Raw genomic sequence first — 17,210 nt, 5'->3', positions numbered from 1 at the left:
CTGGCCAACCTGGCCCAGCGGGTTTCTTGTTTCAACAGCCAGCCGATCAGAAATCCGCCAACTGCCACACTTCATACGCCGGTGTCTCGTAGGGGTGGCTGAGCTTCAAGGCCACGACGACCGCCTTGATCAACTCATCGGCCACCACCAGCTCGACCTTCCACTCCTCAACCACTTCAACCTGGCCAATCTGCCCGAGAAACGGCTGGCTGCCGTCCAACGCTCGAAACTGGCCCTGGCCCAGCACTTGCCAGGCGCAGCTGTCGTAGTCGCCGATGCGCCCGCCGCCGGCTGCGAAGACGGCGGTTTTCACCGCCTCCACATGGCTGTCGGGCACAAAGAAGCTGAGCTTGTACACCGCTTTAGTTCACCCACACACGAGCGTTGCGGAACATGCGCATCCACGCGCCGTCTTCGTTCCACTCTTCCGGGCGCCACGAGTTCTGCACGGCGCGGAACACACGCTCCGGGTGCGGCATCATGATGGTCACGCGTCCGTCGCGGCTGGTCAGGCCGGTGATCCCGCGCGGCGAGCCGTTCGGGTTGGCCGGGTAGCTTTCGGTGACCTTGCCATGGTTGTCGACGAAACGCAGGGCCACGGTGCCGGACAGATCGGCTTCGAGCAGTGCTTCTTCGCTTTCGAACTCGGCATGGCCTTCACCGTGGGCAATGGCGATTGGCATGCGCGAACCGGCCATGCCCTGCAGGAAGATCGAGTTGGACTCCTGCACCTGCACCATGGCTACACGGGCTTCGAACTGCTCGGAACGGTTGCGCACAAAGTGCGGCCAGAACTCGCTGCCCGGGATCAGTTCGCTGAGGTTGGACATCATCTGGCAACCGTTGCACACACCCAGGGTGAAGCTGTCGTTACGCTCGAAGAAACCCTGGAACGCATCGCGGGCACGGCTGTTGAACAAGGCCGACTTGGCCCAGCCTTCACCGGCACCCAGCACGTCGCCGTAGGAGAAGCCACCGCAGGCCACCAGGCCTTTGAACGCGTTGAGGTCAACGCGACCGGCGAGGATATCGCTCATGTGCACGTCGATCGCATTGAAGCCGGCGCGGTCGAATGCAGCCGCCATTTCCACCTGGCCGTTGACGCCCTGCTCACGCAGTACGGCAACCTGTGGGCGAATGCCTTTCTTGATGTAAGGCGCGGCGATGTCCTGGTTGACGTCGAAGCTGAGCTTGGTGCTCAGGCCCGGGTTGTCTTCCTCCAGGATCACGTCGAATTCCTGCTCGGCGCAGTCCGCGTTATCACGCAGGCGCTGGATCTGATAGCTGGTCTCGGCCCACTGGCGTTGCAACAGGCGGCGCTGGCCTTCGAACACGGTATCGCCGTTGAAGACAATGTTGATCACGCCGTTGTTGATCGGCTGGCCGACCACGGCCACGCAGTCGCCCAGGCCGGCGGCGCTGAACTGTGCCAACACGTCCGGGGTAGCGTCCTGGCGAACCTGGATCACTGCGCCCAACTCTTCGTTGAACAGGATGGCGGCGATATCGGCAGACGTTTCCGCCAAGCCGTCGAGGTTCAGGCTCAGGCCGCAGTGACCGGCGAAGGCCATTTCGACGACGCTGGTCAGCAAGCCACCGTCGGAACGGTCATGGTAAGCCAGCAAGTGACCGTCGGCATTCAGGCCCTGGATCACCGCGAAGAAGGCTTTCAGGTCTTCGGCGTCGTCGACGTCCGGTGCCTGTTTGCCGAGCTTGCCGTGGGTCTGGGCGAGGATCGAGGCGCCCATGCGGTTCTGGCCACGGCCCAGGTCGACCAGGATCAGGTCGGTGGTGCCCTTGTCCATGCGCAGTTGCGGGGTCAGGGTCTGGCGGATATCGGTGACCGGTGCAAAACCGGTGACGATCAGCGACAGCGGCGAAGTGACGCTCTTGTCGGTGCCGTCTTCGTTCCAGCGCGTGGCCATGGACATGGAGTCCTTGCCCACCGGGATGGTGATACCCAACTCAGGGCACAGCTCCATGCCCACCGCCTTGACGGTGTCATACAGTCGCGCATCTTCACCCGGGTGACCGGCGGCAGACATCCAGTTGGCCGACAGCTTGATGTCGGACAGCTTGCCAATGCGCGAAGCGACGATGTTGGTGATGGTTTCACCAATGGCCATGCGGCCCGACGCCGGGGCGTCCAGCAGGGCCAGCGGGGTACGCTCGCCCATGGCCATGGCTTCACCGGTGTACACGTCGAAGCTGGTGGCGGTCACGGCAACGTCAGCTACCGGCACCTGCCATGGGCCAACCATCTGGTCACGGGCAACCAGGCCGGTGATGGTGCGGTCGCCGATGGTGATCAGGAAGCTCTTGCTCGCCACGGCCGGGTGATGCAGCACACGTTCGATGCTATCGGCCAGGTCCAGAGTGCTTGGGTCGAAATCATCGCCCAGCTCGGCTTCACGTACCGCCGAACGGTGCATGCGCGGGGCTTTGCCCAGCAGCACTTCCAGAGGCATGTCCACCGGGCTGTTGCCGAAGTGGCTGTCGGTGACCGTCAGTTGCGGCTCGGCAGTGGCTTCGCCGACCACCGCGAACGGGCAGCGCTCGCGCTCGCAGATGGCCTGGAAGCGTTCGAAGTCCGCCGGGCCAACGGCCAGTACGTAGCGTTCCTGGGATTCATTGCTCCAGATTTCGTGCGGGGCCATGCCCGGCTCGTCGTTTGGAATGTTGCGCAGCTCGAAACGGCCACCACGGTCGCCATCGTTAACCAGTTCCGGGAAGGCGTTGGACAAACCACCGGCACCGACGTCGTGGATGAAGCTGATCGGGTTCTTGTCACCCAACTGCCAGCAACGGTCGATGACTTCCTGGCAGCGACGCTCCATCTCTGGGTTTTCGCGCTGTACCGAAGCGAAGTCGAGGTCGGCCGAGCTGGTGCCGGTGGCCATGGAGGAAGCCGCGCCGCCGCCCAGGCCAATCAACATCGCCGGGCCGCCGAGCACGATCAGCTTGGAGCCGACCAGGATCTCGCCTTTCTTGACGTGTTCTTCACGGATGTTGCCCATGCCGCCGGCCAGCATGATCGGCTTGTGGTAGCCGCGCACTTCGTCGCCATGGGGGGTGGTGATGGACTGTTCGAAGGTACGGAAATAACCGGTCAGCGCCGGACGCCCGAATTCGTTGTTGAACGCGGCGCCGCCCAGCGGGCCTTCGATCATGATGTCGAGTGCGGTAACAATGCGCTCAGGCTTGCCGTACGGCACTTCCCATGGCTGTTCGAAGCCCGGGATCTGCAGGTTGGACACGGTGAAGCCGGTCAGGCCCGCCTTGGGCTTGGCGCCACGGCCGGTAGCACCTTCGTCGCGGATTTCGCCACCGGAACCGGTGGCTGCGCCTGGGAACGGGGCAATCGCGGTCGGGTGGTTGTGAGTCTCGACCTTCATCAAGATATGCACCGGCTCCTGCACCGCGCCGTACTGGCGGGTCTCAGGGTCCGGGAAGAAACGGCCGGCGACGCTGCCGACAATCACCGAGGCGTTGTCCTTGTAAGCCGACAGAACGCCTTCGCTGTGCATCACGTAGGTGTTCTTGATCATGCCGAACAGGCTTTTTTCCTGGCTCTGGCCGTCGATATCCCAACTGGCGTTGAAGATCTTGTGACGGCAGTGCTCGGAGTTGGCCTGGGCAAACATCATCAGTTCGATGTCATGCGGGTTGCGCGCAAGGCCAGTGAAGGCGTTGACCAGGTAGTCGATCTCGTCTTCGGCCAGGGCCAGGCCCAGTTCGGTGTTGGCCTTCTCAAGGGCGGCGCGGCCACCGCCCAGCACGTCAATCGCGGTGAGCGGCTTGGGCTCGGCGTGGCTGAACAGGCCGGCAGCCTGTTCCAGCTGGCTGACGATGATCTGGGTCATGCGGTCATGCAGGCTGCTGGCGATCAGCTCGGCTTCGGCATCGCTGAACTGGCCAGCCACGTAGAAGGCAATGCCGCGCTCCAGGCGCTGGATGCTCGACAGGCCGCAGTTGCGGGCGATATCGCTGGCCTTGCTCGACCAGGGCGAGATGGTGCCGAACCGTGGCAGAACCAGGAACAAGCGGCCAGTCGGCTCTTGAACAGGAACGCTGGGACCGTACTTCAGAAGGCGTGCCAGCACTTGCTGTTCGTCGGCGGTCAAAACGCCGTTGACGTCGGCGAAGTGAGCAAATTCAGCGTACAGGCCTGTAACAGCTGGAACCTTCTGGCTCAGTTGCTCAAGGAGTTTGCTGTGGCGAAAGGCAGAAAGGGCAGGAGCGCCGCGCAGGATCAACATCTTCGGGACAGCCTCGGGAAGGGGGTGTGCTTTGAGGCCGTGCATTCTAGCGTAAACCGCTGCCAACGGCACCCGAAACGGTACGACTGGCCGCTGCCGAACGTCAGTTGGCACAGATTGCACGGTATCGCGACGTTTTCCAGCGCTACCGACGCAGTTATTTTAACCGTCATAATTGCGCCCCAGGCCACGTTTCTGCGGGCTGCAGCACAGTTTCGCCAGCGCTAGCAGACAACTCCCATGCTGTCGATATATGGCGCCGTGGGCCGTTTGCGTATACTGCGCAGATGTTCTCCCCAACTGCTTTGCGCCCGCGATGCGCCAAATGGCTCATCGCCACCGGACTCTTCCTGATGCTCAGCGCCTGTGTTGATAAGCCCAGCACGCTTGAGCGAATCAAGGAGGATGGCGTATTGCGGGTGGTTACCCGAAACAGTCCGGCCACCTATTTCCAGGACCGCAACGGCGAAACCGGTTTCGAATACGAACTGGTCAAGCGCTTTGCCGACGACCTGGGGGTGAAGCTTGAAATCGAGACCGCCGACAACCTCGACGACCTGTTCGGCCAGTTGGGCAAACCCAACGGCCCGGTCCTGGCCGCCGCCGGCCTGGTCAGCAGCGAACAGCGCAAACAACAGGTGCGCTTCTCCCATGCGTATCTGGAAGTCACCCCGCAGATCATCTACCGCAACGGCCAGTCCCGCCCCACTAACGCCGCCGACCTGGTGGGCAAGAAGATCATGGTGCTCAAGGGCAGTACCCACGCCGAGCAACTGGCCGAGCTGAAAAAGCAGAATCCTGCGATTGAATACGAAGAGTCCGACGCCGTTGAAGTAGTCGACCTGCTGCGCATGGTCGACGAGGGGCAAATCGACCTGACCCTGGTCGACTCCAATGAAGTGGCGATGAACCAGGTGTACTTCCCCAACGTACGGGTCGCCTTCGACCTGGGCGACGCCAGCAACCAGAGCTGGGCCGTGGCTGCGGGTGAGGACAACAGCCTGCTCAACGAGGTCAACAGCTACCTCGACAAGGTCGAGAAGAACGGCACCCTGCAACGCCTCAAGGATCGTTACTACGGGCATGTCGATGTACTGGGCTACGTCGGCGCCTACACCTTTGCCCAGCACTTGCAGCAGCGCCTGCCCAAGTACGAGAAGTTCTTCAAGACCTCGGCCAAGGAAGAGAAAGTCGATTGGCGGCTATTGGCAGCCATTGGTTATCAGGAATCGCTGTGGCAACCGACGGTCACTTCCAAGACCGGCGTGCGCGGCCTGATGATGCTGACCCAGAACACCGCCCAGGCGATGGGCGTGTCCAACCGCCTGGACGCCCGGCAGAGCATCAAGGGCGGCGCCAAGTACCTGGCGATGATCAAAAGCGAACTGGACGACAAGATCCTTGAACCTGATCGCACCTGGTTTGCCCTGGCGGCCTACAACGTCGGCGGAGGGCACCTGGATGACGCGCGCAAGCTGGCGCAAAAGGAAGGCCTGAACCCGAACAAATGGCTGGACGTGAAGAAAATGCTGCCGCGCCTGTCGCAGAAGCAGTGGTACAGCAAGACCCGCTACGGCTACGCCCGGGGCGGCGAGCCGGTGCACTTCGTGGCCAACATCCGGCGCTACTACGACATCCTGACCTGGGTGACCCAGCCGCAGCTGGAGGGCAACCAGGTGGTGGAAGGCAACCTGCATGTGCCGGGTGTGGACAAGACCAAGCCTGCCGAAGATAGCCCGCAGTTGTAACCTCAACCCTCCAAACACCACAAAGCCCGCTCCCACACTTTTGATCAGCGGTGTCTTATTGGCCAGTGATCAGATGCACCACACCGCCCGTCAATATCATCACCGCCGCAACCCCTGCCGCCTTCAGTGCCGCCTCATCCACCCGTGCCGGGTCCTGTAACTGCACGCGGATCCGCGTCAATGCCACCCGCTGTTGTGACTTGAGATTATTCGCCCCACCCAGTGCACTCAGCACCGCCGGCGCCAACAACGCATCAGCCGCCGGCTCGGCAAGCACCGTTTCGGCGACCAGATCCGGGGTCAGGGCTTTCCAGAACGCCCGCTGCAATTTCTCGAACATGTTCAGTTCTCCACAACCAATGAGGTTTCGACGGTCGCTGCGTGGTACTGGCTCAGGGCCTCGCGCACTTGGGCGGCCTCTTCCAGGTTCAACACCTGATGGGCGATCAGTTGGCAGTCGGCCAGGTCCAGGTCACGCACCGTGGCCTTGATGCTCGGGATCAGCGGCACGCTGACAGACAACTCGTCGACTCCGAGCCCGATCAACATCGGCACCGCCAGGGTTTCAGACGCCAGCGCACCGCATACGCCCACCCACTTGCCATGGGCATGGGCGGCCTTGACCGTGGTGGCGATCAGGCGCAGCACCGCCGGGTGAAAGCTGTCGGCCTGGCTGGCCAGGCGCGGGTGGTCGCGGTCCATGGCCAGGGTGTATTGGGTCAGGTCATTGGTGCCGATGGAGAAAAAATCCACATGGGGCGCGAACACATCCGCCATCAACGCCGCTGACGGCACCTCGATCATGATGCCCAGCTTCGGCAGCTCGGCAAGCCCCAGGGTCGCCGCCTCCTCTTCCAGGATCCTGCGGGCCTGGCGCAGTTCCGACAGCAGGCTGACCATCGGCAACATGATATGCAGCCGCGCCAAACCGGCACTGGCGAGGATCGCCCGCAACTGTTCACGCAGCAATTGCGGGCGCTCCAGGCACAGGCGAATCCCGCGCAGGCCGAGAAACGGATTGGTCTCGGCGTCCATCGGTACATAAGCCAGCGGCTTGTCGCCCCCCACATCGAGGGTGCGCACCACCAGATTACGTTCAGGGCCCAGGGCGCGGGCAATGGCGCTGTAGGTGCCAGCCTGCTCCTCGGGACTGGGCGCGCGGTTGCGCTCCAGGTAGAGAAACTCTGAACGCAGCAGGCCGACGCCTTCACCGCCGAGGGTCAGGGACTGCTCCACTTCCTGCAACGAGGCAACGTTAGCGGTGACTTCGACGTGATGACCGTCGCGGGTGGTCGCCGGCAAGGCAGCCTGCGCCACGTCACGCTGACGGCGCAGCACGTGCTGTTTGCGCGCGGCTTCCAGTTGTTCGATCTCGGCCAGGTTCGGCGCCAGGTGCAGCTCGCCTTTGTCGGCATCGAGCAGCACCTGTTTGCCGTTGGCCAGCGTCAATACCTGTGCCGGCGCCCCACAGACGGCCGGCAGGCCCAGGGCACGGGCAAGGATCGCCACGTGGCTGGTGGCACCGCCACCGACGGTGACAAACCCCAGGACCTTGCGCGTATCCAGGCTGGCGGTTTGCGAAGGTGTCAGTTGTTCGGCAATCAGGATCGCGCGTTCAGGCAGGTCCCATGTAGTGTCCTGGACGCCCAGGATCAGTTTCAATACGCGCTGGCCGACATCGGCCAGGTCCGCCGCGCGCTCGGCGAGCAAAGCATTGCCCAGGCCCTGGAACAGTTCGGCAGTGGCCACCGTGGCGCTGTTCCAGGCAAAGGCGGCGCTCTTGCCTGTGGCGAGCAGGTCGTGGGCTTGTTCGAGCAGGGTCGGGTCTTCGAGCAACTCCTGATGGGCCCGGAAGATCTCGGCCTGGGCACTGCCATCGGCCTTGGCTTGCAGGGTTTTCAGCGCCTCGGTTGCAGCGCGCAGGCCACGCTCCAGCAGGGCGCGCTCGACCTGCTCTGCGCCACCGAATTCGGGGATACTCAGCTGCGGCTCAGCCACTTGCACCACCAGGCCAAACGCCGAACCGGGCGACGCACACACACCGCGCAACACGGTCGCCGACGATGACGGCGCGAGCGGCGCGGCCACCTCGGTCACCACCATAACGGTTTCACCACACCCCTCCAGCAACAGCGCAACCAATGCCTGGATCGCCGCCGCCGCATCCTGCCCCGCCGCGCTGACTTGCAGGGTATCGCCCTGCACCGTCTGCAACGCCATGATCGCCACCAGGGACTTGGCGTTGGCGCTCTGGGTTTGCTTGTGCAGGCAGATGCTCGCCTTGAACCCCTTGGCCGCCTGCGCCAGTACCGCCGCCGGGCGGGCATGCAAGCCGTTGGCATTGGGCAGCGTCAAGGGCTTGGAGAACAGGGCGTCGCCCTCTTCATCATCGTCATCAGCAGCGCGTGTGACCGGCGTCACACGCAGCAATGGTTGCCCGGCCTCAACCAGTCCGCGGTCCTCCGCCAGCAGCACAAAGGGCTCGCCGCTGACCACCAGCATCAAGGTCAACAAACTGCGGGCATTGAGCGCGATGAAATCGGCATCGAATTCAATCAATGGCTGGCCTGCCTCAACCCGCTGGCCTTCCTCGACCAGACGGGTGAAGCCCTTGCCCGCCAGGTTCACGGTATCCAGGCCGATATGCATCAGCACCTGCACACCGTTGTCGTCCGTGATACTGACCGCATGACCACTGTCCTGGACATTGCTGATCACCCCGGCCAGCGGCGCGCAGAGGGTCTGCGAAGTGGGATCGATACACACGCCGTCGCCAATCAGGCGGCTGGAGAACACCGGATCCGGCACCTGGTCCAGGGGCAACAGCACGCCGGCCAGGGGCGCCAGCAGTTCCAGGGGTTGAGTTGTGGTCATGACATCACCTGCTGTTTGGTTCTGTAAAAATCATGGGGCGGATGCAAATTCCGGGGTGACGAATATCCAAATGTGGGAGCACGCCTCCCACATTCAATCCGCGTACGACCGAGGGATTACTTCCACCAGTATTCGACCTGCACACCGAAGTTGGAGCCATGCCGCGCAGTGCCATAGGAGCCGCTGTCGGACAGCGCCGAGCCCGCCGCCAGTTCATTGGCCGCACGCTTGGCCGCTTCGTTCCAGGTCGCATAGGTGTAGTACAACCGCACTTCCGGCCGCGCCCAGAAATCCGGGCCTTTGGGCGACCAGGTCGGAGCGAAGGTAAATTTGCTGAGTTTGCGCGTGCCACCCGTGGCATCCACCTGATCGTGGCCCAGTTCGGTGACCAGCTTGAACTGTTCGCTGAGGGCATACGCCGGGCGCACACCGATGGACATCCAGGTCTGATCCTGGCTGCCGGGACGCACGTCTTTTTGGTACACCGCCTCGACCTGGCCACCAAAACGCGGCGTCACTTGCCAGTCGAAAAACTCCACTGCGCGGTAGCTTTTGCTGCTGCGTTCCAGCGCCGTATTGCCGGTGTAACCCAGGCCGGTACCCGGCCCTTCACCGTACTGCAGGGCGAACCTGTTCTTGCCGCCAAGGAACGGTTTTTGTACATGCTGGGCGGTCAGCGCCCAGCCGCTGTGGGTGTCGCGGCCACCGGCCTGTTCGATGTAACTCAGGCCCAGTTCCAGCTCGCCGCCGGGGTTGGTCTTGAAGCCCGCCACATTGAAGTCATGCCGAGTGGCGTATTCCTTCTGGTACAGGTTGTCCTTGCGCGACAGGGCATAGCTGTATTTCAGGTCGCCAATCAACACGTCCTCGATACCGCCGCCGGTGGCGCTCTGGTTCCAGTAGTAGAAGTCGGAAATATGAATGTCATTACGTTTGTAGTAGCGCCGCCCGGCCCACAACGAGCCGCCATTGAGGCTGGGCATGTTCGACCACTGGGCATACATCTGCGGCATGCGCGCCGAACCGTTGTTCTCGCCCTGGAACTTCAGCTCGCGGTCGTACTTGTTGTACAACGAAGCCATGGCATCGACGCTGAGCACCGAGCCGTCGTCGAGGGTGAACAGGTCCTGGCGCAACTCCAGCTCGGCGTATTGTTCGCATTCGTTGCCCAGGCGGTATTTGGATTGGGCTCCCGGCAATTGGAAACATTGCTGCGGGCCACTGCCGGTCGAGGTGCCGGCGCCGCTGCGCAGGTAGCCCGCGAACTCCAGGGCGTGTGCGGCAAACGGTACGCTTAGACAAGATGCGACGAGACCCAGTTTTATTGTTGTTTTCATGAAGCGCTCCTTTTTTCTTATTGTTTGTAACGCGATTCTGTAGGAGCGAGCTTGCTCGCGAAAATCGTCAACGATGACGCGGGCATTCCGGATGCACGCGGCGCTTTGAAATTTTTCGCGAGCAAGCTCGCTCCTACAAAAAGGGGAATGTCAGTCGGTCAGGTGCAGCACAAACGATTCGTAAGGGCGCAACGTGAGCGTGTCTGTGCGCACCGGGCAGTCGGGGTAGTTGCTGATCAACAGGCGTTGCGCGCTCGCCGCACTGATCACGTTTCTAGGCAGCAGGATTTCGCAGGGCTGGCCATAGAAGTTGTTCAGCACCAGCAGGCGCTCGCCATGGCCTTCGCGCAGATACACCCAGACCTTGTGGTGATCCTGCAGCAACTGGCGGTAAACGCCCGCTTGGATCAGCGGTTCAAGGCGCCGCAAGGCGATCAGCGCACGGTAGTGATGCAACACCGAATCCGGGTCATCCAGTTGGCTCTGGACATTGATCTGCGCCGCATTGGCCGGGATGCCGATCCACGGCTCAGCGCTGCTGAAACCGGCATTGGCCTGGCTGTTCCACTGCATCGGCGTGCGGCCGTTGTCGCGGGATTTCTGCATGATCGCGGCCATGCTCGACGCCTCGGACTCACCGGCATCGCGCTTGAGGCGATAGATGTTCAAGGTCTCCACATCGCGGTACTGCTCGATGGTGTCGAAGCCCGGATTGGTCATCCCCAGCTCTTCGCCCTGGTACACAAACGGCGTGCCCTGGAGAAAGTGCAACGCGGTGGCGAGCATCTTGGCCGAGGCCACGCGGTGCTCGCCGTCATCGCCAAACCGCGAGACCACCCGTGGCTGATCGTGGTTACACCAGAACAGCGCATTCCAGCCGCCGCCGGCCTGCATGCCCAACTGCCAGTCAGAGAGAATTTGCTTGAGTTGCTGAAAGTCAAAGTCGGCGCGCACCCACTTTTGCAGGTTCGGGTAATCGACCTTCAGGTGATGAAAGTTGAAGGTCATCGACAGCTCTTTCGACTCCGGGCGAGAGTAGCGAATGCAGTGTTCCAGGCTGGTGGACGACATCTCGCCGACGTTAATCAGGTCGTGGCCTTCGAACACCTCGCGGTGCATTTCCTGCAAGTACTCATGCACGTTGGGGCCGTCGGTGTAGAAACGGCGACCGTCACTGCGGTCTTCGGGGAAATCCGCCGGCTTGGAGATCAGGTTGATCACGTCCAGGCGGAAACCGCCGACGCCTTTGTCACGCCAAAAGCGCATGAGTTTGTAGACCTCGGCACGCACCTTGGGGTTGTCCCAATTGAGATCGGCCTGGGTGTGGTCGAACAGGTGCAGGAAGTACTGGCCGGTCTGTGCCTCGTATTCCCAGGCCGAACCGCCGAACTTGGATTCCCAGTTGTTCGGCTGGTCGCGCCAGATGTAGAAGTCGCGGTACGGGTTATCGAGGCTGCTGCGCGCCTGCTGGAACCATTCGTGCTCGATGGAGGTGTGGTTGACCACAATGTCCAGCATCAGCTTGATGCCGCGCTTGGCCGCTTCGCGGATCAGCAGGTCGCAGTCGGCCATGGTCCCGTAGCTGGGATCGATGGCGTAGTAGTCACTGATGTCGTAGCCGTTGTCACGCTGGGGCGAGCGCAGGAACGGGGTGATCCACAGGCAGTCGACGCCCAGCCACTGGAGGTAGTCGAGTTTGTCCACGATGCCCAACAGGTCACCGGTGGCGTTACCCGCGTGGCTGTGGAAGCTTTTGGGGTAGATCTGGTAGATCACCGAGTGTTGCCAGTCTTGCATGGGGACTCCTTCAACTTGGAATGCGATCAAATGTGGGAGCGGACTTGCTCGCGAAAGCGATCGATCAGGCGACGCGATAACCCGGCCGGACAATCTTCATGCTCAACCCACAGGTCAAGACAAACGGCACCACAATCGCCACCGCCATGCCGATCACAAACATCGGGATGTACTGCGGGATGATCGAGATAAACCCAGGCAAGCCACCCACACCGATGGCCGAGGCCTGGACCTTGTTCAGCGAGAGGAAAATGCTGCCCAGGGCCGAGCCCAGCAACGCGGCATAGAACGGAAACTTGAAGCGCAGGTTCACCCCAAACATGGCCGGCTCAGTGATGCCGAAATAGGCGGAAACCGCCGAGGTCGAGGCCATGCTTTTATCCCGCGCATTGCGGCTCATGTAGAACACACCGAGGGCCGCGCTGCCCTGCGCCAGGTTGGACATGACGATCATCGGCCAGATAAACGTACCGCCCTGGGTGGAGATCAGTTGCAGGTCCACGGCGAGGAACATGTGGTGCATGCCGGTGATCACCAGCGGTGCATACAACAGGCCGAAAATCGCCCCGCCAACCATCGGCGCCAGGTCAAACAGCGTGACCACGCCTTCGGTGATCAGGATGCCGAGGTGACGAGTCACCGGGCCGATGATCGCCAGCGCCAGTACCCCGGTGACGACGATGGTGGTGATCGGCACGACCAGCAATTGGATGGCGTTCGGCACCCGCGCCCGCAGCCATTTTTCAATCACGCTCATGACGTAGGCGGCCATCAGGATCGGCAGGATCTGGCCCTGGTAGCCAACCTTCTCGATCTGGAACCAGCCCAGAATATCGAAGTACGGCAGGCTCTGGCCGTCGAGCCCGGCCACGGCCTTGCCGTAGTTCCAGGCGTTGAGCAAGTCTGGGTGCACCAGCATCAGGCCGAGCACGATGCCGAGGATTTCACTGCCACCAAAGCGCTTGGCCGCCGACCAGCCCACCAACGCCGGCAAGAACACAAACGACGTGTTGGCCATCAGGTTGATCAGGCTCCACAGACCATCCAGGTTCGGATAGGCCTCCAGCAGCGTCTGGCCCTCGATGAACATGCCCTTGGCGCCCATCAGGTTGTTCACACCCATCAACAGGCCGGCAATGATCAGCGCCGGCAGGATCGGCATGAACACATCGGAGAACACCCGCACCAGGCGTTGCATGGGGTTGGTCTTGTCGCCACCGGCTTTCTTCACGTCGGCGATGGTCGAGACGCCGAGGCCGGTCTGTTCGCGCAGGGCGGCGTAGACCTTTTCCACCTCGCCAGGGCCGATGACAATCTGGAACAGGCCGCCGGTAAAGAACGAGCCCTTGACCAGATCGACCTGGTTCAGCGCACTGGCGTTGACCAGGCTCGGGTCCTTGAGGGCCAGGCGCAGGCGCGTCACGCAGTGGGCCGCTTGCTCAAGGTTGTCGCTGCCACCGAGGTTCTGCAGAATCTCGCGGGCGATGTTGGGGTAATCGTGGCTCATGCTTGTTCTTCCACTTTAGATTCTTGTTATTGGCAGCATGCCGAGGGCAAAAGTACTCGTCTGTACGAGTTAAAGCAACAACTCGTACAGACGAGTTACAAAAATATCGAATGAGCGCTTTTCTGTAGGAGCGAGCTTGCTCGCGAAGAACCTGAGGGCAACACGGGGTGTCAGTTTTTTCGCGTTATCGTTAACGATTTTCGCGAGCAAGCTCGCGCCTACAGGGATTTGCGATATCCGAGGGGCTGATGGACAAACCCCACCTCTGCCTCTAAGGTTCCTGCCTTGAATGCAATCGCGGCACAGAGCCATTCCCATGAGTAAATACAACCAGATCTACACTGATCTGCTTGCCAGCATCACCACCGAACGCCTGCAACGCGGCACCCGCCTGCCCTCCGAGACGGAGTTGATGGATACCTACCAGGCCAGCCGCGGCACCGTGCGCCGGGCCATCGAGCAGTTGCAGGAACGTGGATTCGCGCAAAAGATTCACGGCAAGGGGACGTTCGTGCTGTCGCCAAACCCGATTGAGTTTCAACTGGGCGGCATCGTCAGCTTCCACGAAACCCACGCCGACCTGGGCGATGACGTACGCACCGAGGTGGTCGAGTTCACCCAGCTCCCGCTGGAAGGCTCGCTGCAGCAACATATCGAGGCCGAGCCCGGCACCCTGATCACCCGTATCAAGCGGGTACGGCGCATCGGCGGCAAACGGGTGATCCTCGACATCAACCACTTCGTCGCCGATCTGATCCCGGGCCTGGACCAGACGATTGCCGAGCAGTCGATCTATGCGTTTATCGAGCAGACGTTGCAGTTGCAGATCAGCTACGCCCAACGCACCATCGAGGCCCTGCCCCGCAGCAAGGACGACCAGGCGCACCTGGACCTCGACGGGCAAAGCCATGTGATCGTGGTGAGTAACCAGACGTTTTTGCAGGATGGGCGGCAGTTCGAGTACACCGAGTCGCGGCATACGTTGGATAAGTTTTACTTTTCGGATATTGCGCGGCGATAGAGCCGGATCCCGTCAAGTACAGGCGATGCACAGGTGGCCATGGGCGACCTGCACATCGCGGCATCACTCAGTGATCAAGGTTTACCAAGAAAGCGGCTCAACTCGGCAGTGACTTGCGGCGCACACTCCTCGACCATCCAATGACCGCAGCCCGGCAGGATTTTGCCCGTGTGTTGCGAAGGATCACTGACAAAACGAGCGGCCATTTCCTTGGTCAGCACATCGTTGACCCCTTGCTGACCGGTGAGCGCCATCGACGGGATCTTCAGCAACTTGCCGTCAGCCAGCAACTTCTCGTTCTGTGCAATCGAGTCTGCATGAGACTTGTAGTAACCAAACGCAGCGTGCAGCCGCTCGCGGGTCGAATAAGGCTCGATCAGCTCACTGAGCAACTCAGGGGTGAACACCTCTTTTTTGCCCGCGTAGGTTTTGATGAAGTACGAGAAAAACAGGCTTGGATCGGCAGCAATTTGCTTCTCGGCAATATCACCGAAGCTGAAGTAGCCAAAGTGCCAACCGAGCCCCGGGCCTGACGGGGTATAGCCTGGGTAGGTGAACATATCCCGATCGGGAATCGGCGAATCCATGAACACCACCTTCTTGATGAAGCTACCCTGGTTGCGGGCCACGAACGGGTATGAGGCGGAGTTGCCCAGATCATGGCTGACGAAGTCGATGGACTGCGCCGGGGTGATCTTTTTCACCGCGCCCAACAGGATCCTGGAGACATTCTCAGCCGAATAGTCGTCGCCCTTGATCGGACCCGACTGCCCAAGGCCGGGCAGATCAACGGCAATCACCGTACGGTTCCTGGCAAAGGCCTGCATCACCGGCTCCCACATCTTCCAGGTGGAACCAAAGCCGTGGAGAAAGACCACCGGGGTCCCACCGCTGCCGCCTTCGACATAGTGAATACGCGTGCCGTCGACATCGATAAACTTGCTCGACAGCCCGGCACCATATTGATACTGGCCCAGATGATTATTCTTGACCGTATCAAACTGCTGGCGAGACACACTGGGTGGCGTGTCGATTGACTTCATCGCCGGATCGTATCCCGCCCACGACAAGGATGGGCCGGCCAGCAAGGAAGATAAAAGGACTGCTGATAAGACTTTTTTCATGATTTTGTAGGTCCAGGTCAAAAGATCGGCGAACACCATCAATAGCGCCCTGCTGGCGGCCGTCGAATGGGGGAATTCAGCTAGAAGGAGAGTGTCAGGCTGCTAGGAGAGCGTCGGATAGTCGATGTAGCCAGCCGCACCGCCACCGTAGAACGTGGATTGATCTGCAACGCTCAGTGATGCCCCCTCGTGGATCCGCTGCACCAGATCAGGGTTTGCAATAAATGGCCGCCCAATAGCCACCGCATCGGCCAGGCCTGCCTGGAGGATCGCCTCGGCACGCGCGCCGTCATAGTTACCGCAAACAATCAGTGGCCCATTGAAAGCGGCACGCAGGCGCTCGCGAAAACCTTGCGGATAAGGGGCACCGCCCGCCCACTCCCACTCGGCAATATGCAAATACGCCAGGCCGCGCTGTTGCAGTTGACCGGCCAGATACAAGGTCATCGCCTCAGGCTCATCATCTTGAATATCATTGATCGACCCCCACGGCGACAACCGCAACCCGATACGTTCGGCGCCCACGACCGCAATCATGGCATCGAGGGTTTCGAGCAGAAATCGCGCACGGTTTTCCACGCTCCCGCCATAGTGGTCTGTTCGTCGGTTGCTGCCCGTGGCCAGAAACTGGTCGAACAGATAGCCATTGGCGCCATGCATTTCCACCAGGTCAAACCCGGCACTCAGCGCCGCGCGAGCAGCCTGGACAAACTCCTGGCGGACTTGCTTGAAGTCTTGCACGGTCATTTCACGCGGTTCGGCGGCAGGCGCCATGGTGCCGCCCCCCTTCATATCACTCACGAAAACCTGGGCCTTGGCAGTTATCGCCGAAGGCGCCAATGGCTTTTCACCTTCCAACTGCATCGACCCATGGGACATCCGCCCCACATGCCAAAGCTGGGCAGCAATTCGACCTCCCGCCGCGTGGACCGCATCGGTAACCGTTCTCCAGCCCGCCAACTGTTCAGGGCTGAAAATCCCAGGGGTATAGGCATAGCCCTGGCCCTGCCGTGAGACCTGAGTCCCCTCACTGATAATCAAGCCGGCACTGGCACGTTGTGCGTAGTAAGTCGCGTTGATTTCCACTGGTATGTCACCAGGTTGTGCCGCACGAGAACGAGTCATCGGTGCCATGACCAGGCGATTGGGCAATAAAACCGGGCCAACCGGCAATGGGCTGTAGAGCTTTTTAGACATGATGAAGCAACTCCTGGAGAACGTTCACACCATTAATATAGTGATCACTATGTAATATCCATTACGATGCATTCGTCAATTATTTTTTAGTGATCAATACATTTATTGCGATCAAAGACATACCCGTGGCGTCGATCGAAATACGCTCCAGGTCAGGCAGGCGGTGTTTTTGGCGCAAAGGCCATGACGATATGCCCTACAGCACAATCACCGAGGGATCAGAATGGGGAAACGCAGGAGGGAGGGGGAATGTTGCAGGATCAAGATTTGACAGAGAACAGGAAGGCCACGATTAGCCCTCCCGATCGGTGCCAGCGTCATCGCCAACCTGTTCTACACAGTGGCA

11 protein-coding genes are annotated in these 17,210 nt (G+C 61.0%); 2 read left to right on the top strand and 9 right to left on the bottom strand.

What is annotated here, in order from left to right; genetic code table 11:
• Window positions 1-46 precede the first annotated feature (46 nt).
• A complete protein-coding gene (locus FJD34_RS26465; RefSeq protein ID WP_090290555.1) occupies window positions 47-358 on the bottom strand; it encodes a YqfO family protein in 312 nt (103 codons plus the stop codon).
• Between the two features lie 4 nt (window positions 359-362).
• Window positions 363-4,259: a phosphoribosylformylglycinamidine synthase gene (gene purL, locus FJD34_RS26460; RefSeq protein ID WP_032858269.1), complete on the bottom strand. Its 3,897-nt coding sequence runs from the start codon at window positions 4,257-4,259 to the stop codon at window positions 363-365.
• Between the two features lie 287 nt (window positions 4,260-4,546).
• Here purL and mltF point away from each other — a divergent pair, with 287 nt between their 5' ends.
• Window positions 4,547-6,007: a membrane-bound lytic murein transglycosylase MltF gene (gene mltF, locus FJD34_RS26455; protein WP_032858270.1), complete on the top strand. Its 1,461-nt coding sequence runs from the start codon at window positions 4,547-4,549 to the stop codon at window positions 6,005-6,007.
• A 55-nt stretch (window positions 6,008-6,062) separates the two neighbouring features.
• Here mltF and FJD34_RS26450 read toward each other — a convergent pair whose 3' ends face one another.
• The 5 genes from FJD34_RS26450 to treP form a co-directional block, all read right to left on the bottom strand.
• Window positions 6,063-6,347, bottom strand: a complete 285-nt coding sequence (locus FJD34_RS26450; protein ID WP_032858272.1) for a PTS transporter subunit EIIB — start codon at window positions 6,345-6,347, stop codon at window positions 6,063-6,065.
• A gap of 2 nt (window positions 6,348-6,349) precedes the next feature.
• Window positions 6,350-8,881: a phosphoenolpyruvate--protein phosphotransferase gene (gene ptsP / locus FJD34_RS26445; RefSeq protein WP_090290554.1), complete on the bottom strand. Its 2,532-nt coding sequence runs from the start codon at window positions 8,879-8,881 to the stop codon at window positions 6,350-6,352.
• Window positions 8,882-8,997: 116 nt separating this feature from the next.
• A complete protein-coding gene (locus FJD34_RS26440) occupies window positions 8,998-10,218 on the bottom strand; it encodes a maltoporin (protein WP_090290553.1) in 1,221 nt (406 codons plus the stop codon).
• A gap of 150 nt (window positions 10,219-10,368) precedes the next feature.
• Window positions 10,369-12,015, bottom strand: coding sequence for an alpha,alpha-phosphotrehalase (treC, locus tag FJD34_RS26435; RefSeq protein WP_090290552.1), 1,647 nt, complete (start codon window positions 12,013-12,015; stop codon window positions 10,369-10,371).
• Window positions 12,016-12,079: 64 nt separating this feature from the next.
• Entirely contained in the window at window positions 12,080-13,522 is a 1,443-nt protein-coding gene (gene treP, locus FJD34_RS26430) for a PTS system trehalose-specific EIIBC component (RefSeq protein ID WP_032858277.1), read from the bottom strand.
• A gap of 316 nt (window positions 13,523-13,838) precedes the next feature.
• Between treP and treR the strand changes: the two genes are divergently transcribed.
• Entirely contained in the window at window positions 13,839-14,543 is a 705-nt protein-coding gene (treR, locus tag FJD34_RS26420) for a trehalose operon repressor (protein WP_090290551.1), read from the top strand.
• Between the two features lie 74 nt (window positions 14,544-14,617).
• On the opposite strand, the gene FJD34_RS26415 is transcribed toward treR, so the two are convergent.
• Both FJD34_RS26415 and FJD34_RS26410 read right to left on the bottom strand, forming a co-directional pair.
• Window positions 14,618-15,706 carry an alpha/beta fold hydrolase gene (locus FJD34_RS26415; protein WP_223232759.1) on the bottom strand — a complete coding sequence of 363 codons (1,089 nt, stop codon included), beginning with the start codon at window positions 15,704-15,706 and terminating at the stop codon, window positions 14,618-14,620.
• Window positions 15,707-15,769: 63 nt separating this feature from the next.
• Window positions 15,770-16,864, bottom strand: a complete 1,095-nt coding sequence (locus FJD34_RS26410) for an alkene reductase (protein WP_090290550.1) — start codon at window positions 16,862-16,864, stop codon at window positions 15,770-15,772.
• Window positions 16,865-17,210 lie beyond the last annotated feature (346 nt).

It is taken from the genome of Pseudomonas brenneri (assembly GCF_007858285.1).
Classification (GTDB): domain Bacteria; phylum Pseudomonadota; class Gammaproteobacteria; order Pseudomonadales; family Pseudomonadaceae; genus Aquipseudomonas; species Aquipseudomonas brenneri.
Note: the sequence above shows the minus strand (reverse complement) of the source record. Positions and strands in the feature narration are given on the sequence as shown.

Coding starts and splice junctions, on each gene's coding strand:
- ptsP (WP_090290554.1), bottom strand. CDS start 8,881: ATGACCACAACTCAACCCCTGGAACTGCTGGCGCCCCTGGCCGGCGTG.
- treC (WP_090290552.1), bottom strand. CDS start 12,015: ATGCAAGACTGGCAACACTCGGTGATCTACCAGATCTACCCCAAAAGC.
- treP (WP_032858277.1), bottom strand. CDS start 13,522: ATGAGCCACGATTACCCCAACATCGCCCGCGAGATTCTGCAGAACCTC.
- treR (WP_090290551.1), top strand. CDS start 13,839: ATGAGTAAATACAACCAGATCTACACTGATCTGCTTGCCAGCATCACC.
- purL (WP_032858269.1), bottom strand. CDS start 4,259: ATGTTGATCCTGCGCGGCGCTCCTGCCCTTTCTGCCTTTCGCCACAGC.
- FJD34_RS26415 (WP_223232759.1), bottom strand. CDS start 15,706: ATGGTGTTCGCCGATCTTTTGACCTGGACCTACAAAATCATGAAAAAA.
- FJD34_RS26440 (WP_090290553.1), bottom strand. CDS start 10,218: ATGAAAACAACAATAAAACTGGGTCTCGTCGCATCTTGTCTAAGCGTA.
- FJD34_RS26410 (WP_090290550.1), bottom strand. CDS start 16,864: ATGTCTAAAAAGCTCTACAGCCCATTGCCGGTTGGCCCGGTTTTATTG.
- mltF (WP_032858270.1), top strand. CDS start 4,547: ATGTTCTCCCCAACTGCTTTGCGCCCGCGATGCGCCAAATGGCTCATC.
- FJD34_RS26450 (WP_032858272.1), bottom strand. CDS start 6,347: ATGTTCGAGAAATTGCAGCGGGCGTTCTGGAAAGCCCTGACCCCGGAT.